Source organism: Chromobacterium sp. CCUG 76385 (assembly GCF_059916625.1).
The window spans coordinates 204,423-219,705 of the sequence record NZ_JAUCGU010000003.1; the positions used below are offsets into that span (position 1 = coordinate 204,423).

At 63.6% G+C, this 15,283-nt stretch carries 15 protein-coding genes and 1 pseudogene; 8 read left to right on the top strand and 8 right to left on the bottom strand.

Going from position 1 to position 15,283, the window contains the following annotated elements; translation table 11 throughout:
- Positions 1-185: 185 nt before the first annotated feature.
- Positions 186-683 (top strand): MarR family winged helix-turn-helix transcriptional regulator, encoded by a 498-nt coding sequence (locus QUG01_RS04385; protein WP_103321348.1) that lies wholly within the window; start codon positions 186-188, stop codon positions 681-683.
- A gap of 75 nt (positions 684-758) precedes the next feature.
- Here QUG01_RS04385 and QUG01_RS04390 read toward each other — a convergent pair whose 3' ends face one another.
- Both QUG01_RS04390 and QUG01_RS04395 read right to left on the bottom strand, forming a co-directional pair.
- Positions 759-1,382: a lytic transglycosylase domain-containing protein gene (locus QUG01_RS04390; protein WP_500829058.1), complete on the bottom strand. Its 624-nt coding sequence runs from the start codon at positions 1,380-1,382 to the stop codon at positions 759-761.
- Positions 1,382-3,088 carry a proline--tRNA ligase gene (locus tag QUG01_RS04395; RefSeq protein WP_500829059.1) on the bottom strand — a complete coding sequence of 569 codons (1,707 nt, stop codon included), beginning with the start codon at positions 3,086-3,088 and terminating at the stop codon, positions 1,382-1,384. The genes QUG01_RS04390 and QUG01_RS04395 overlap by 1 nt, the downstream gene beginning before the upstream one ends.
- Before the next feature lie 328 nt (positions 3,089-3,416).
- On the opposite strand from QUG01_RS04395, the gene kup reads away from it, so the two are divergent.
- Positions 3,417-5,282 carry a low affinity potassium transporter Kup gene (kup, locus tag QUG01_RS04400; protein ID WP_103321351.1) on the top strand — a complete coding sequence of 622 codons (1,866 nt, stop codon included), beginning with the start codon at positions 3,417-3,419 and terminating at the stop codon, positions 5,280-5,282.
- A 59-nt stretch (positions 5,283-5,341) separates the two neighbouring features.
- Here kup and QUG01_RS04405 read toward each other — a convergent pair whose 3' ends face one another.
- Positions 5,342-5,908 (bottom strand): phosphohydrolase, encoded by a 567-nt coding sequence (locus QUG01_RS04405; RefSeq protein WP_500829060.1) that lies wholly within the window; start codon positions 5,906-5,908, stop codon positions 5,342-5,344.
- A gap of 405 nt (positions 5,909-6,313) precedes the next feature.
- Here QUG01_RS04405 and QUG01_RS04410 point away from each other — a divergent pair, with 405 nt between their 5' ends.
- Genes QUG01_RS04410 through QUG01_RS04425 form a run of 4 tightly spaced genes read left to right on the top strand, consistent with a single transcriptional unit; the run spans position 6,314 to position 9,358 of the window.
- Entirely contained in the window at positions 6,314-6,841 is a 528-nt protein-coding gene (locus QUG01_RS04410) for a helix-turn-helix domain-containing protein (RefSeq protein ID WP_500829061.1), read from the top strand.
- On the top strand, positions 6,838-7,581 hold the full coding sequence (locus tag QUG01_RS04415) for a VUT family protein (protein ID WP_500829062.1): 744 nt from the start codon (positions 6,838-6,840) through the stop codon (positions 7,579-7,581). Before QUG01_RS04410 ends, QUG01_RS04415 begins: the two co-directional genes overlap by 4 nt.
- Positions 7,582-7,583: 2 nt before the next feature.
- Positions 7,584-8,906, top strand: coding sequence for a chorismate-binding protein (locus QUG01_RS04420; RefSeq protein ID WP_500829063.1), 1,323 nt, complete (start codon positions 7,584-7,586; stop codon positions 8,904-8,906).
- Positions 8,903-9,358 (top strand): hypothetical protein, encoded by a 456-nt coding sequence (locus QUG01_RS04425; protein WP_500829064.1) that lies wholly within the window; start codon positions 8,903-8,905, stop codon positions 9,356-9,358. Before QUG01_RS04420 ends, QUG01_RS04425 begins: the two co-directional genes overlap by 4 nt.
- Positions 9,359-9,373: 15 nt before the next feature.
- Here the strand turns inward: QUG01_RS04425 and ampD are convergent, their stop codons facing one another.
- Positions 9,374-9,922 (bottom strand): 1,6-anhydro-N-acetylmuramyl-L-alanine amidase AmpD, encoded by a 549-nt coding sequence (gene ampD, locus QUG01_RS04430; RefSeq protein ID WP_500829091.1) that lies wholly within the window; start codon positions 9,920-9,922, stop codon positions 9,374-9,376.
- A 45-nt stretch (positions 9,923-9,967) separates the two neighbouring features.
- Positions 9,968-10,396: pseudogene (locus tag QUG01_RS04435) on the bottom strand (GNAT family N-acetyltransferase); the annotation flags it as partial.
- Positions 10,397-10,599: 203 nt separating this feature from the next.
- Here QUG01_RS04435 and QUG01_RS04440 point away from each other — a divergent pair.
- Positions 10,600-11,130 carry a hemerythrin domain-containing protein gene (locus tag QUG01_RS04440; protein ID WP_500829065.1) on the top strand — a complete coding sequence of 177 codons (531 nt, stop codon included), beginning with the start codon at positions 10,600-10,602 and terminating at the stop codon, positions 11,128-11,130.
- A 75-nt stretch (positions 11,131-11,205) separates the two neighbouring features.
- Here QUG01_RS04440 and tal read toward each other — a convergent pair whose 3' ends face one another.
- The 3 genes from tal to phoB form a co-directional block, all read right to left on the bottom strand.
- Positions 11,206-12,267: a transaldolase gene (gene tal / locus QUG01_RS04445; protein WP_500829066.1), complete on the bottom strand. Its 1,062-nt coding sequence runs from the start codon at positions 12,265-12,267 to the stop codon at positions 11,206-11,208.
- A 108-nt stretch (positions 12,268-12,375) separates the two neighbouring features.
- Positions 12,376-13,683, bottom strand: a complete 1,308-nt coding sequence (gene phoR / locus QUG01_RS04450; RefSeq protein WP_500829067.1) for a phosphate regulon sensor histidine kinase PhoR — start codon at positions 13,681-13,683, stop codon at positions 12,376-12,378.
- Positions 13,684-13,689: 6 nt separating this feature from the next.
- Positions 13,690-14,379, bottom strand: a complete 690-nt coding sequence (phoB, locus tag QUG01_RS04455) for a phosphate regulon transcriptional regulator PhoB (protein ID WP_103321360.1) — start codon at positions 14,377-14,379, stop codon at positions 13,690-13,692.
- 420 nt (positions 14,380-14,799) lie between these two features.
- Between phoB and QUG01_RS04460 the strand changes: the two genes are divergently transcribed.
- Positions 14,800-15,243 carry an Lrp/AsnC family transcriptional regulator gene (locus QUG01_RS04460; RefSeq protein WP_500829068.1) on the top strand — a complete coding sequence of 148 codons (444 nt, stop codon included), beginning with the start codon at positions 14,800-14,802 and terminating at the stop codon, positions 15,241-15,243.
- Positions 15,244-15,283: the final 40 nt, after the last annotated feature.

Here is a 15,283-nt window from a genome sequence, read left to right on the forward strand (position 1 = left end):
TCTTCATATAAAGAATCTTTACATGTAAATATATCGTTGATTCGGCATCCTGGCAAGGATCCCGCGCTGCAATATAGTTGATCTGCGGCATTTGTCTTTAGATGAAGATAGTATATTTTGAAGTCGTGATACTCTTGCGCCCGACCGGATTCGCCGTGCTTACCTTACGATCAGGAATCAGCCGCATGCAGCAAGTACCAGACCAGATTGACCGCATTGTCGCCCTGTGGAACGAAGTCCGCCCCGATCTCGATACCTCCGCCACCGAGGTCATCGGCCGCATCGTGCGGATGGAATACTTCATCACCCGCCGGGTGCTGCAGGATTTGGCTCGCCATAATCTCAATGTAGGCGAATTTGACGTGCTGGCGGCGCTGCGCCGCCGCGGAGAACCGTATCAGCTGTCGCCCAACCAGCTGCAAGGCATGGTGCTGATCTCGTCCGGCGCGTTGACCAACCGCATCAACCGGCTGGAAGAAGCCGGCCTGGTTCAGCGCTCGCCGGATCCGGACGACCGCCGCGGCGTGATCGTCACGTTGACGCCCAAGGGCTTCCAGGTGATAGAAGATGCCGCCGGCCACCATCTGGCCGCGGAGTCGGAGTTGCTGGAAATGCTGGACGGCGAAGAGCGCGCCACGCTGGCCCGCTTGCTGAAGAAGATGCTGCAGGCGCAGGAAGACTGAGCCGCCAGCCTTCCCGAGCCAGCGCTTGCAAAGCCATGCTCTGGCGACAAAAAACCGGCCTATTGGCCGGTTTTTTCATGGCAAAGCCGCAGTCCGCACGGCGGGGGGCGGATTCCACGCCCACTTTTTCTTCCAGGCGGCGATGACCATGTTCGGATACTCCGGCTGCCCCAGGCTGCCGTTATAGCGGCCCAAGGCGCGGTACAGATTGCCGCGCTCTATGTCCAGGTAGTGCCGCAGAATGGTGCAGCCGTAGCGCAGATTGGTGCTGAGGTCGAACAGATTGTGCTGCGTCGTGCCGATATGGCGCGGCCAGAACGGCATCACCTGCATCAGCCCGCGCGCGCCGGCACCGGAAATCGCGTACTTGTTGAAGCCGCTCTCCACCTGGATCAGGCCCAGCACCAGCTGCGGGTCCAGCCCGGCGCGGGTGGCCTCGTATTGGATGGCGGTCAGCAGCCGTTCGCGCACCCATGGGTCCGGAATGCGCTTTTGCAAGCGCGCCGACATCTCCGCCAACCAGGCTTGGCCCTCGCGCGGGTTGTCGAACACCAGCCGCGGCGCGTTGACGTCGGAAATCGAACGGCTCATCGCCGACGCCACATTGGCCGACAGCGCCTCCTCCTTCTGCGCACCGGCCCACGCCGACGCAGGCGCCAGCAGCAGGCAAAGCGGCAGAAACATGAGGCGCGGTTTCATCAGGCCAGCTTATCCAGCACGTGGGCCAGGATGGCATCGGCGGCGACGGCAGTCGCTTCGCTGTCGCGGCGGTGCTGATACTCGACTTTGCCTTCTTTCAGGCCGCGGTCGCCGATGGTGACGCGGTGCGGCGCGCCGATCAGCTCCCAGTCGGCGAACATCGCGCCCGGGCGCTCGCCGCGATCGTCCAGCATCACATCCACGCCACGGGCCTGCAGATCGGCGTGCAGCTTGTCGGCGGCTTCCTTCACCGCTTCGGAACGGTCGTAGCCGACCGGGCAGATCACCACCGCGAACGGCGCGATGGAATCCGGCCAGATCATGCCCTTGTCGTCGTAGTTCTGTTCGATGGCCGCGCCCAGGATGCGGGTCACGCCGATGCCGTAGCAACCCATCTCGAACGGCTTGGGCTTGCCGTCTTCGTCCAGGAAGGTGGCATTCATCGCGGCGGAGTACTTGGTGCCGAGGTAGAACACATGGCCGACCTCGATGCCGCGCTGGATGGCCAGCACGCCCTGGCCGTCCGGCGACGGGTCGCCCTCCACCACGTTGCGGATGTCGAACACTTCCGGCTCAGCGCAGTCGCGGCCGAAGTTGGCGCCGGTGTAGTGCTGGTCGTCCTCATTGGCACCGATGACGAAATCGGCCATCTTGGCCACGGTGCGGTCGGCGATGACGCGGCCCTTGAAGCCCACCGGGCCCAGCGAGCCGGGATGGGCGCCGAAAGCGTCGCGGATGGCGGCCGGGCTGGCGAAGGTCAGCGGGTTCTTGATGCCGGCAACCTTCTGCGCCTTCACCTCGTTCAGCTCGTGGTCGCCGCGCACCATCATCAGCACGGCCTCGCCCTCCTCGCCTTCCACCACCACCGCTTTGACGGTCTGTTTGATGTCGATCTTGAGGAAGTCCACCAGCTCGGCGATGGTCTTGACCTTGGGCGTGTGCACCTTGGTCAGCGCGGCGGACGCGGCGGCGCGCTCGCTGGCCGGGGCCAACGCCTCGGCCAGCTCAATGTTGGCCGCGTATTCGGAGTCCGGACAGTAGACGATGGCGTCCTCGCCGGTATCGGCGATCACCTGGAACTCATGCGAGCGGTCGCCGCCGATGGCGCCGGTATCGGCCGCCACCGCGCGGTAGGTCAGGCCCAGGCGGTCGAAGATGCGGCGGTAGGCTGCGTACATATTGTCGTAGCTCTTGCCGGCATCTTCGGCGCTGCGGTCGAACGAGTAGGCGTCCTTCATGGTGAACTCGCGGCCGCGCATCACGCCGAAGCGCGGGCGGCGCTCGTCGCGGAACTTGGTCTGGATCTGGTAGAAGTTCTTCGGCAGCGCGCGGTAGCTGCGCAGCTCGCGGCGGGCGATGTCGGTGATCACCTCCTCAGCAGTCGGCTGCAGGGCGAAATCGCGCTCGTGGCGGTCTTTGAAACGCAGCAGCTCGGCGCCCATCGCGTCCCAGCGGCCGGTTTCCTGCCACAGCTCGGCCGGCTGCACCACCGGCAGGCTCACTTCGATCGCGCCGGCGCGATTCATCTCTTCGCGGATGATGTTTTCCACCTTGCGCACAACGCGCAGGCCCATCGGCATCCAGGAATAGATGCCGGCGGCCTGCTTGCGGATGAAGCCGGCGCGCAGCATCAGCTTCTGGCTGGTGATGTCGGCGTCGGCGGGGGCTTCTTTCTGGGTGGAGATGAAAAACTGCGATGCGCGCATGATGCGTCCTTGGAATTCGGCTAAATGTCTTCGATTGTAGCGTCGTCCCGCCTTGGCGGCCAAGCGTCACGCCCCTGTCACGTCGGCGCAGGCCGCGTCAACCGTTAGGCGCTTGGCAGTTGTTGCGGTACAACAACCCTGTTTCCGGCAGGCCTACCCGCGCTTGGCTGGCCGGGGACACTGGGGTAACCTGCGCGCTTCCGAGCATTTTTATGGTTTTTTAATCGGCCGCCGTCATCGGCTATGATGTTACGACGCAGCCGCAAAATGCATCCGGCTCAACCATCGCCGCCGCAACGACGACGATGAACAACCGCAATGGAAACTTATGCAGGAACAAAACAAACAGGCGATGGCAGGCCTGACGCTGGCGGCGCTCGGCGTGGTATACGGCGATATCGGCACCAGCCCGCTGTATACGCTGCGCGAGTGCTTCACCGGACAAAACATTCCCACCACGCCTGACAACATCTTCGGCATCCTCTCGCTGATCTTCTGGTCGCTGATTTTTGTGGTGTCGATCAAATACGTCGCCTTCATCCTGCGCGCCGACAACCGCGGCGAAGGCGGCATCATGGCGCTGATGGCGCTGGCGCGGCACTACACCACCCACGCCGCGCGCTGGAAGATCGTATTGCTGGGCCTGTTCGGCGCCGCGCTGTTCTACGGCGACGCCATCATCACGCCGGCCATTTCGGTGCTGTCCGCGGCCGAAGGCATGGAGGTGCTGTCCCCGCAGATGCAGACCTGGGTGCTGCCGGTGGCGGTAACCGTGCTGCTGGGGCTGTTCCTGCTGCAGCGCTTCGGCACCGCCAAGGTAGGCATGATGTTCGGCCCGGTGATGATGGTCTGGTTCGCCACCATCGGCCTGATGGGCCTGAAGGAAATTCTGGTCACGCCGGCCGTGCTGCACGGCCTCAACCCGGTTTACGCCGTGCTATTCATCCAGCAGCACGGCTTCCACGCCTTCCTGACGCTGGGCTCGGTGGTGCTGGCGCTGACCGGCGCCGAGGCGCTGTACGCCGACATGGGCCACTTCGGCAAGACGCCGATCCGCCGCGCCTGGTTCGCGCTGGTGCTGCCCGGCCTGGCCCTGAACTACTTCGGCCAGGGCGCGCTCTTGATGCGAGATCCGTCCGCCATCAAGAACCCGTTCTTCATCTTGGCGCCGGACTGGGGCCTGGTGCCGCTGATTGTCCTGGCCACGCTGGCGACCGTGATCGCCTCGCAGGCGGTGATATCCGGCGCCTACTCCCTGTCGCGCCAGGCCATCCAGCTCGGCTACAGCCCGCGCATGGAGGTGCAGCATACTTCGGCGCAGGAAATCGGCCAGATCTACATGCCCTTCATCAACTGGCTGTTGATGATCGCGGTGCTGATCGTGGTGCTGACTTTCCGCTCGTCCGACAGCCTGGCGGCGGCCTACGGCATCGCCGTCACCGGCACCATGCTGATCACCACGCTGCTGTTCTTCGTAGTCGCCCGCGTCAATTGGCGCTGGCCGCTGCCGCTGGCGCTGGGCATCACCCTGGTCTTCGGCATCATCGATCTGGCCTTCTTCAGCGCCAACTTCCACAAGATCGCCGACGGAGGCTGGCTGCCGCTGGCGATGGGCGCGGTGATCTTCCTGTTGATGAGCACTTGGAAACGCGGCCGCGAACTGTTGTTCAACCGCCTGCGCGAACAGGCGCTGCCGCTGGATGGCTTCATCGAAAACCTGGAAGCCTTCCCGCCGGCCCGGGTGCAAGGCACCGCGGTATTCCTGACCAGCACGCTGCATGGCGTGCCGCACGCGCTGCTGCACAATCTGAAGCACAACAAGGTGCTGCATGAACGGGTGGTGCTGATGACGGTGCGCACCGAGGACGTGCCCTACATCTCCGACGAAGACCGGCTGGACATCGTGCAGATGTCGGCATCGTTCTGGCGCGTGGTGGCGCGCTACGGCTTCAAGGAAGACCCGAACGTGCTGCAGGTGATCGAAATGTGCGCCAAGGAAGGCTTCGAAATGGAGCTGATGGACACCTCGTTCTTCCTGTCGCGAGAAACCATCGTCCCCACCGACCATCCCGGCATGGCGCTCTGGCGCGAGAAGCTGTTCGTCTGGATGAGCAAGAACGCGCTGCGGGCGACCGACTTCTTCCAGGTGCCGACCAACCGCGTGGTGGAGCTTGGGGCGCAAGTGGAGCTGTAAATCCGCCGCCGAAACCGCTCACAGGCGCGCCCATCCGGACGCGCCTTTTTCATGCACGCTCAACACGGCGCATCCTGGCGGAACTGGATGCGCGACGGCTGCGGCCAACGCAGGGCTTGCTCATACTGTTCGCAGAAGCGCGCCAGCGCCAGGGAAATGGTCATCGGCCAGATCCGCTCCGGCAGCGGCTGCACGCCCATCAGGATGGGCCACGGCTGCCGGTCCGGCGGCATCAGGTCGCGCCGCTCGGTCGCCAGCAGCCGGGCGTCGGCCAAGGCGAGCTCCGCCCGGTCCTCGCCGCTGAGCTGGAGTTCGAAACGCGCCTCCACCGCCGCCGCCAGCCGCCGCGACTCGGGCGCGCCGCCATCACTGTCGGCCCGCACCACTTCGCCGGCATAGGCCTTGGCCGCCCCATGCAGCAAGCCGGCCAGCTGCAGCCGCCCTGGCAGGATTTCCGTCATCCGCACCGCATGCTCGGCCTCGCTGTAGAACTGGCGGCAGGCGCCGCCAAAGCGGCAGATATGCGCCAGATGGTGGGCGATATCGACGATGTCTATGTCTTCCGGCCGCGGATCCATCACATTCAGGTACCGCCCGGAAACGGTCTGTATATACGCGCCCCTCATTTGTCCTCCCGCCCGCGCCGCTGTCGCTGATTGCATTTGTCTGATCCCTATCCAGCATTCGTGCTTTTCACTTTTCCATTGCCCAAATCAATTGCAACGGCATAAAATTTCATCCGAAAAATATTGCGCCGGAAAATAAACAAAGAAATCTATATTTTCCAGTCCACTCACCTGAATCAAGAAAGCGCTGCCACTCGATGAAAACCTGAAAACCAGACAATCGCCAAGCGGACAGTTTAAATTACCCTTTGAAAACAACGATAAACAGTCAATTTATGACATAAATCATAAGAGATCAAATCTAGCACAGCCGAGCCTATTTCTTCCAGAAAAAATAGAATCTGCCCAGCCATCCATCTCAATACGATTTATCAGACAAGAGAATATTCACACTCAAACAATATAATGCAGGCAAATAAAATCACCCGCCCCCATTCGGTATTGCATGAATTCAAGCAAAGTGCGATACGCAGAATCCGCGATAAAAGAATTTCCCTCAGCGAGTTAGCCCGCATCACCGGCATCAAGCAGTCGACGCTGCATCGCGGCTTATATGAAGAACGGGAGCTGACCTTCAGCAATGCGCTGGCGATAAGCCGCGCGCTGGATATCGGCCTGGGCGGCGCCGCCGTCGGCGGCATGGCGCCCGTGATCCGCAGCTTTGACCAATTGGCCGCGCTAAGCGACGGCCGCCAGCCGATATGGGACGAGTTCATCCCCTTGGAGCCGTCGCTGGACGATTCGGTACTCGCCATAGACCAGGCGTTGTTCCGTCAGCGCGTATTTCCGCGCCGCTCGGTGGTGGTCGTGCAAACCACTCCGCCCTGGCATGGCCGGACCGTCTTCGCGGATCGCGGCGCGCTCAGCCTGGAAGACAACGGCCACGCGGCCTTCGGCTGCGTGGTGGCCATCATTTTTCGGAAAAACACATGAAACGACTCCAAGACCTGGCCAGCCGCGCGCTGGCCTGCATCGATCCCATCGTGATCCTGTCCTTCCTGATCCTGATCTCGGCGATCGCCTCCAACCTGACCTCGTACAAAGTGGTGCAGGTATTCGGCACTGAGGCCAGCCTGGGCACCTTCACCATGCCCATCATCCTGATGCTGCTCAATCCGATCGCCGAGGTCTATGGCAAACAGCGCTCCAACCAGATCCTGTTCGCCACCTGCCTGGCGGAAATCCTGTTCGCCGTCTCCTTCACCGCGCTCAGCCAGTCGCAGCGCGACTGCGGCTTGCTGCCGCTGGCCGACCGCGGCCATTGCGCAGCGCTGAACCAAAGCTACGTGCTGATCAGCGAACACATCGTGCGCGGCTCGATCTCGTTCGCGATCGGCTGCCTGATCGGCAGCCAGTTCAACACCCGTTTCCTGCTCTATTTGAAGAGTCTGTGGTCGAGCCGGCTGTACTTCGTCCGCGACATCTTCTCGTCGGTGATCGGTGAAGTGGTGTATACCGCCATTTGCTTCATGATCGCCTTCTACGGCGTCTTCTCCTTCGCCACCATCGTGAAGATCTTCGCCTTCAGCCTGGTCTTCAAATTTTCGTCCACCGTGGTGCTGTCCTGGATTTCCCAACTCATCGTCCAGTTGCTGTACCGCTATCAAGCCTGGATCGAAACCGTCCCCGGCGGCCGCAAGGTCAAATTCTCCTCCCGCTACCTGCAAGTATGAATATGATCCAGCTGCATTCCGTATCTGTCCCGCAAACCGCGCCGCGTCCGCCGCTGTTCGCGCTGCAGTGCAACTACGACTACACCGGCAAATACGCGCATCACGCCCGCGCGGTCGAACGTGCCGCGCTCAGCGTGCTGTTCTTCGGCGACCGCATCGCGCTGCTGCCGCGCAGCCGCAATGGCGTCCGCATCGCCGAGGCGCTGACGCCGTTGCTGGGCTTGATGCCCGACGCCAGCGCGCCCGGCGCGCGGCGTCTGCCGCTTGATCCGTCCGCGCCGTTGCCAACGCGTCTGCAGCTCTTGCTGGACTTGCCCGCGCGCTTCGAAGCCGGCCCGCATTTCGGCCTCTACGGCTTCTTCTGCTATGAGCTGATCCACGCCAAGCTGGGGCTGGGCAGCGGCGCGCTGGGCGTGTTCCACCTGCCGGAGAGGCTGATCGTGGACGGCGTGGCGGTGGACTATCTGCTGGACCCGGCCGACGCCGGCGGCGAAGCCTGGCCGCTGGCGCTGGGGCCGCTGCTGGGCGCCGACGACTTCGCCGCCGGCCGCGGCCAGCCCTACCCGCGCATGTACGATATCGCCAGCCAGCGCATCGCCGACGGCGCGCTGCGCTCGCTCAATCCCAGCTTCGCCATCCAGCGCCCCTGCGCGCGCGACGGCTACCAGATTCACCGCGATCTGCTGCAACGCAATCCCGCCCCATACAACCTGTATTTCGACGGCGGGGACTTCCAGCTGGCCGGCTCTTCGCCGGCGATGTTCCTGCGGCTGCGCGACGGGCGGCTCAGCACCAGCCCGATCTGCGGCACCATCGCGCGCGGCCGCGATGAAGCCGAGGACCGGCTGCAAGTGGAGAAACTGCTGGCGTCGGACAAGGACAAGTTCGAACTGGAAGAATGCGTGCGCGCCGACATCCTGGCCAAGGAGGCCAGCTGCGAAGACATCCGCGTCGACGTGGCGCGGGAAGTGGAACGCTTCGCCAACGTGTTCCACACCTCGGCCAGCATCAGCGCGCGGCTGAAGCCAGGCAAAACGCTGGCCGACGCCATCTGCGACCACCTGTGGCCCGCCACCGTCGTCGGCACGCCGGTGGATGCCGCCGCCCGGCTGCTGGCCGAACACGAAACCCGCTACTGGTACGCCGGCGCCTGCGGTTATGTTTGCGCCGACGAGGCGGAGCTGGGCACCGTGATCCGCAGCGCGCTGCTGGCGCATGGCATGGCCACTACCCGCGTGGGCAGCACCTTGAGCGCGCGCTCCAGTCCCGAGCTGGAACGCGGCGAGCTGGAAGCCAAGGCCTCCTTGATCCTGGGGGTGTTGTGAACGCGCTCACCATAGAAGACATCGACGCCGACGCGATCACGGTGCGGCTGGTCAACACCGCCCAAACCTATCGCCTCAGCCTGGAGCGGAAGGTGAGGCTGGCCGATCTGCGCGGCCTGCCGCGCGACGAGATCCTGCTGGCCGGCGTAGTGGCCGGCAAGGTCGCGCGCAAGCGCCCCGCCTTGCTGGCCCAATACGACTTTTCCGATGTCGCCGTCGCCGGCGATTTCCGGCCGCTGCACGTGGTCTTCGAACATAGCGTCGGCTTCGTCGAAAACGGCGACACGCGAGTGCAACTGCCGTTCCGCGAATTGCTGGGCAATCTGGACGCCATCTCGCGGCTGAGCGACGAGGCGGCGTTTTATCTGGGCTTCAGTTATGCGCTGTTCGCGCTGCCGGGTGAGGCGCTGGCCTTCGGCGACCACCCCCGGCCGTATCTGAAACTGGCATAGCGGCGAATCGCGCCGCTAGCCCAAGGCCAGGCCGCAAGCGGCCTGCGCCCGCTGCCAGTCGAACCAGGGACCGGGATCGGTCTTGCGGCCCGGCGCGATGTGCTCGTGCCCGAGCATGGCGGACAAGGGCAGATGCCGCCGCAACTGCACGCTCAGCGCCGCCAGCGTGCAGTATTGCGCCTCGCTGAACGGCTCGAAATCGCAGCCTTCCAACTCCACGCCGATGGAAAAATCATTGCACTTGTCGCGGCCGCGCCAGCTGGACACGCCGGCATGCCAGGCGCGTTTGCCCACCGGCACGAACTGCAGCAGCCGGCCGTCGCGGCGGATGAAAAAGTGGGACGACACCCGAAGTTGATGGATGCCTTGATAGTATGGATGCTCGGCAGGGTCCAACCGGTTGGTGAACAGCTGCTCCACGCCGGGTCCCCCGTAGCGATACGGCGGCAGGCTGATATTGTGCACCACCAGCAATTCCGGCGCGCAGTCTGGGCTGCGTTCATCGCAATTGGGCGACGGCTGCTGCAAGGCGCCGGTCACCCAGCCATCGGCGCCCAGCTTCAACGCCGGCGGCTCGGCCGGGCGATATTCCAAGCGCCACAAGGCCAAGCCATCGGTCGTGGTCCAGCGCTGGGTCTGCACGAAACCGGCCTTGTGGTACAGCGCCAGCGCCGCCTGGTTGACTTCCGCGGTATCGACGCTGCAGCTTGATTCATCCTGCAGCGCGCGGTTGAGCAAGCGGTAACCCCAGCCTTGCTCCAGATGCGCCGGGTCCACCACCGTGCGCTCGATGTGGATGCCGCCGTCGGGGCGGCGCGACACCACCACCAGGCCGCGCAGCGCCTCGCCCTCGAACGCGGCCAGGATGCGCTCGCGGCTGGCGCGCACCGCCGCCAGGCTCGGCCACAGCAGCGGCAGGGCCGGATAATTCAGCCACGCCACTTCCAGTTGGTGGGCCGCCAGCTGCACGCGCAGCGCTTCCCGCGCCAACCTGTCGTCGGCGCGATCCAGTTCCTTCAGTTCGAACGGCAACTGCATGCTATTCCCTTGTTTTCCCAGCCGGACTCGCTCCGCGAAAATCCGGCTTGTGTTCCATCGCGCAAAGCGGTATCAAGAACATGCGCAGCCGACGCGCACGCCATCTGCCATTATGACGGACAGTTTGCACTTGAGGCACGTCATGTCCTGAGCCTGAACTGTGCGGCACAATCTTGATTGACTCAATATGCTGGAGACCCCACATGCTCACGCTCAACACCATGGGCGCCAATCCCTCGCCCAGCTTCGATCAGCCGCTGGAAATGCTGCTGGCCTGCCATGACAAGATTCGCCGTTTCTGCGACCTGCTGGACAAACTGCCGCCGTATATCGAGGAAAATGGCGTGGACGAAGCCGCCCGCAACACCATAGACGACGTGGTGCGCTATTTCGACATCGCCGGCCCCGCCCATCATACCGATGAAGAAGAAGAACTGTTTCCGCTGATCGAGGAGCGGATTCCCACCGCCGCCTCGCGGTTGGAGCAATTATCGGCCGAGCATGGCTACCTGCATTCGTGCTGGAACGCGATCCGCGACGACCTGGTCGCGCTGCGCGACGGCCGCATCAAGCAGATCAGCAAGAATGAATTGCAGGAGTTCGCCCGCCAGTACCGCGATCACGCCGCGACCGAAGAGGCCTGGCTGTTTCCCGCCGCCGCCAGCACGCTGAGCCCGGAAGAGCTGAAGCTGGCCGGCGCCCGCATGGCCACGCGCCGCGCCGAAGCCGTCTGAGCCCTCGCGTCGTTCCAAACAAAACGGGTTGCCCGCTCACGCCGGCAACCCGTTGTTACCACTGCCCGCGCGGGCTTAGGCGGTGAGTTTCAGCAACTGGGCGAACGCATCCTCGAACAGCTTCAGACCGTCCTGCTGCAGCTTCTCGCCGGCGGCTGCCAAATCGATGCCTGCGGCCTCCACTTCGGCCAACAGCGCCTTGGCCTGCTCCATGCCTTGCGGCAGCGTCAGCGCGGCGTTGCCATGATCGCGGAAGCAGCTCAGCGTGGCGTCCGGCACGGTATTGACGGTTTCGTCGCCGATCAGGCTCTCCACGTACAGCACGTCGCTGTAAGCGGCGTTCTTGGTGCCGGTGGAAGCCCACAGCAGGAACTGCGGACGGGCGCCGGCGGCGCGCAGCTTGGCGAACTCTTCGCCGTGGAAACGCTCCTGATAGCGCGCGTAAGCGGCTTTGGACAGCGCGATGGCCACCTTGCCCTTGTGCGGCTCGGCCACTTGCGGATCCAGCAGGCTGTCCACGCGCGACAGGAAGAAGCTGGCCACCGCCTTGACGCCGGCCACCGCCTTGCCGTCGGCCAGGCGCGCGGACAGGCCGGCGATGTAGGCATCCCACACCGCTTCCACCTGCGGCAGCGAGAACAGCAGCGTGATGTTGACGTTGACGCCTTCGCGGGTCAGCTGCTGGAAGGCGCGGATGCCTTCGGCGGTGGCGGGAATCTTGATCATCGCGTTGGCGCGGCCGATTTCGGCCCACAGCCGGCGCGCGGCGGCCAGGGTGCCGGCTTCGTCGCGCGACAGCTCCGGCGACACTTCCAGGCTGACGTAGCCGTCATTGCCCTGGCTGGCCTCGTATTGCGGCTGCAGCAGATCGCAGGCGGCCTGGATATCGGCCACCACCAGTTTCTCGTAGCGCGCTTCGGCGGACAATCCTGCGTCTTGCTTCAGCACGGCCAGCTCGCCCTGATAGCTGGCGTCGGTGCTGATCGCCTTGTAGAAGATGGCCGGATTGGAGGTCACGCCGGCGATGCCGTCGTCGGCCAGCAGGCGCGACAGTTCGCCGGAGGCGATCAGTTCACGGGACAGATTGTCCAGCCAGATGCGCTGGCCGAACGGACGAATGGCTTGCAAACGATTCATGGTGAGGCGTCCAGGGGGAATTGCTTGAGGTAAAGACAGACATCGTAGCGCGCCGCAACCGCCACGCCAACAAAATTGTCGCGGCGGTTTGCGCTGGATCGAACGGGATCAGGCGGCCTGGCTGTCGTTGCGGCGTTCGCGCGGAAACACCACGCTGAAGGTGCTGCCCTTGTCCGGCTCGCTCTTGATCTCCAGCCGGGCATGATGCCGCGCCAGCACGTGCTTGACGATGGCGAGACCCAGGCCGGTGCCGCCGCTGCCGCGCGAGCGGCCGCGGTCCACGCGGTAAAAACGCTCGGTCAGCCGCGGGATGTGCTCGCGCGGAATGCCGATGCCGGTATCGCTGACCGAGAAGCGCAGCTGATCGCCCTCGTCCTGCCAGGCCAGCGTGATGCTGCCGCCTTCCGGCGTATAGCGCACGGCATTGGACACCAGATTGCCGAAGGCGGAATGCAGCTCCTGGCTGCTGCCCCACAGGCCGCAGTCGCAGTTGCGCAGCAGCTTGACCTGATGGCGGCCCTGCGACAGCCCTTCGGCCTCCACCATCAGCGTGTCCAGCATATCGCGCATGTCCACCCGCTCGGAATTGACCGCCTTCGGGCTGTTTTCCAGCTTGGACAGCGTCAGCAGGTCTTCCACCAGGCTCTGCATCCGCCGCGACTGCTCCATCATCATCGGCAAGAACTGGCGGAACATTTGGTCGTTCACCTCGGGCATGTCGCTGAGCGTCTCCAGAAAGCCGCCCACCACGGTCAACGGGGTGCGCAACTCGTGCGAAACGTTGGCGACGAAGTCGCGGTGCACCGTCTGCACCCGCTCCAGTTGGGTGATGTCGCGCGTCAAAAGCAGTTTGCGGGTGGAGTCGAACGGCACCAATTGCAGCGAGATCACCAGCTCGCGCGGCTGGCTGAAGGTCAGCATCAGCGGTTGGCTGAAACTGGCGTTCTTCATATACGCATGGAAGGCCGGCTGGCGGATCAGGTTGAGAATCTGGTTGCCGACGTCGCGCTTGCGGTCCAGCCCCAGATGCTCAACCGCCATCGGATTGATCCACTCGATGCGGTCCAGCTCGTCCAGCACCACCACGCCGTCCGGCATCGCCTCGCCGGCGTTGATGAAGCGCTCCAGCACATGGGTGAGCTTTTTCTTGCTCTGGCTTTGCGTGCGCATGGTGCGGTACAGGGTCATGAACACGGTATGCCAGACGCCGAAGCCGTCCGGCACCCGCTCCGGCACCGGATGGCGCAGCCAGCGCATCAGCAACGCGATGTGATACAGATTGAAAGCGAGCCAGGCGCCCAGGCAAATCGCCAGCGCCAGCAGCGCGGCGTCGGCCGATGATGAGACCCAGAAGCCGCAGCTGATGACCGTGATGGCCGCCAGCCACAGGGCGGTGCGTTGCAGGAATTCGTGCATCGCGGCCTACTGCTGCACGGAGAAACGGTAGCCGGTGCCGCGAACCGTCTGGATCAGGCCGTCGTGCTTGGTGCCTTCCAGCGCGCTGCGCAGACGGCGGATGTGCACGTCCACGGTGCGCTCCTCGACGAAAACATGGTCGCCCCACACCTGATCCAGCAACTGGGCGCGTGAATGGACGCGCTCGGGATGGGTCATGAAGAAATGCAGCAGGCGAAACTCGGTCGGACCGAGATCGATCACATTGCCGTGGCCGGTGACGCGGTGGGTCACCGGGTCCAGGCGCAGGCCTTGCACATCGACGGCGTCGTCGGTCATCTGCGGCGCGCGGCGGCGCAGCACGGCCTTGATGCGGGCCAGCAGTTCGCGCGGCGAGAACGGCTTGGTGATATAGTCGTCGGCGCCGGTTTCCAGGCCGATGATCTTGTCCTGCTCGTCGGAGCGGGCGGTCAGCATGATGATGGGGATATGGCGGGTGCGCTCGTCGGCGCGCAGACGCTTGGCCACATCCACGCCGCTGGCGCCGGGCAGCATCCAGTCCAGCAGCACCAAGTCCGGCAGCGCGTTCCTCACCAGCGTCAGCGCCGCCTCGGCGGTGCCGGCGCGCAGCACATGATGGCCGGCCTGGGCCAGGTTGAAGGCGATCAGCTCCTGAATCGCCGGTTCGTCTTCCACGAGCAAGATATTGGCGGCCATATTCGGCTATCCTCGGTTTGATTTTGTGGCAAGGATACAAACGCCAGATGACAGTAATATGACATGTCTTGAAACGTTCGCGAGCATTGTGCCGCATCCTTGCAGGAAGTTCCAAGACCGCCAAAAAAAAACGGGCCTGCCGCTGCGGCAGACCCGGAATGGTCGTCGTCAAAACATTGATCTGACAAGAGACCAGGGACAAAGAGATCACCAGGACAGTCTCAAATGAGGGGGTCGAGCGACACGCTCATCCGCAACCAATCTTGGAGAGGAACAGGAGGCGGGACATGCCTCCTGCTCCTGATTACGGGGTGCATTCTACGTAGCAATTTCGCTACGCGAGCATAAAAATCGAAGGATTTTTTCTACTTTCACCTTCGTTTGCCTGTTTGTTTCAACATTCCAGCTTACAATCAAAACATGGACAGATTTGATCGAAAAATCCTCGCCTCACTGCATGAAAATGCCAGGATCAGCTTCGCCGAATTGGCGCGGCGCGTGAACCTGTCGGCGCCGGCGGTGGCGGATCGCGTGGCCAAGCTGGAGCAGGCCGGCGTGATCACCGGCTACCGCGCGCAGATCGACCCCGCGCGGGTCGGCCTGCCGATTTCCTGCCTGATCGAATTGACAGTCAAGCACCTGGAGTACTACGTGGTGGTAGACGAAATCCGCAACACGCCGGAGGTGATCGAATGCGCGTCCATCACCGGCACCAGCGGCCTGATGATCAAGGTGGCGGTGGACACCATGCCCGCGCTGCAGGCGCTGATCGCGCGGCTGATGCAGTTTGGGGACACCAAAACCTCCATCATCATCGACACGCCGGTAGCGCCGCGCATGCCGGCGCTGCACGAAGACGAATGAAAAAACGGCTGGGGCCCTTGCGGGCGCCAGCCGGAACAGA

Coding starts and splice junctions, on each gene's coding strand:
- QUG01_RS04385 (WP_103321348.1), top strand. CDS start 186: ATGCAGCAAGTACCAGACCAGATTGACCGCATTGTCGCCCTGTGGAAC.
- QUG01_RS04390 (WP_500829058.1), bottom strand. CDS start 1,382: ATGAAACCGCGCCTCATGTTTCTGCCGCTTTGCCTGCTGCTGGCGCCT.
- QUG01_RS04395 (WP_500829059.1), bottom strand. CDS start 3,088: ATGCGCGCATCGCAGTTTTTCATCTCCACCCAGAAAGAAGCCCCCGCC.
- kup (WP_103321351.1), top strand. CDS start 3,417: ATGCAGGAACAAAACAAACAGGCGATGGCAGGCCTGACGCTGGCGGCG.
- QUG01_RS04405 (WP_500829060.1), bottom strand. CDS start 5,908: ATGAGGGGCGCGTATATACAGACCGTTTCCGGGCGGTACCTGAATGTG.
- QUG01_RS04410 (WP_500829061.1), top strand. CDS start 6,314: ATGCAGGCAAATAAAATCACCCGCCCCCATTCGGTATTGCATGAATTC.
- QUG01_RS04415 (WP_500829062.1), top strand. CDS start 6,838: ATGAAACGACTCCAAGACCTGGCCAGCCGCGCGCTGGCCTGCATCGAT.
- QUG01_RS04420 (WP_500829063.1), top strand. CDS start 7,584: ATGATCCAGCTGCATTCCGTATCTGTCCCGCAAACCGCGCCGCGTCCG.
- QUG01_RS04440 (WP_500829065.1), top strand. CDS start 10,600: ATGCTCACGCTCAACACCATGGGCGCCAATCCCTCGCCCAGCTTCGAT.
- tal (WP_500829066.1), bottom strand. CDS start 12,267: ATGAATCGTTTGCAAGCCATTCGTCCGTTCGGCCAGCGCATCTGGCTG.
- phoR (WP_500829067.1), bottom strand. CDS start 13,683: ATGCACGAATTCCTGCAACGCACCGCCCTGTGGCTGGCGGCCATCACG.
- phoB (WP_103321360.1), bottom strand. CDS start 14,379: ATGGCCGCCAATATCTTGCTCGTGGAAGACGAACCGGCGATTCAGGAG.
- QUG01_RS04460 (WP_500829068.1), top strand. CDS start 14,800: ATGGACAGATTTGATCGAAAAATCCTCGCCTCACTGCATGAAAATGCC.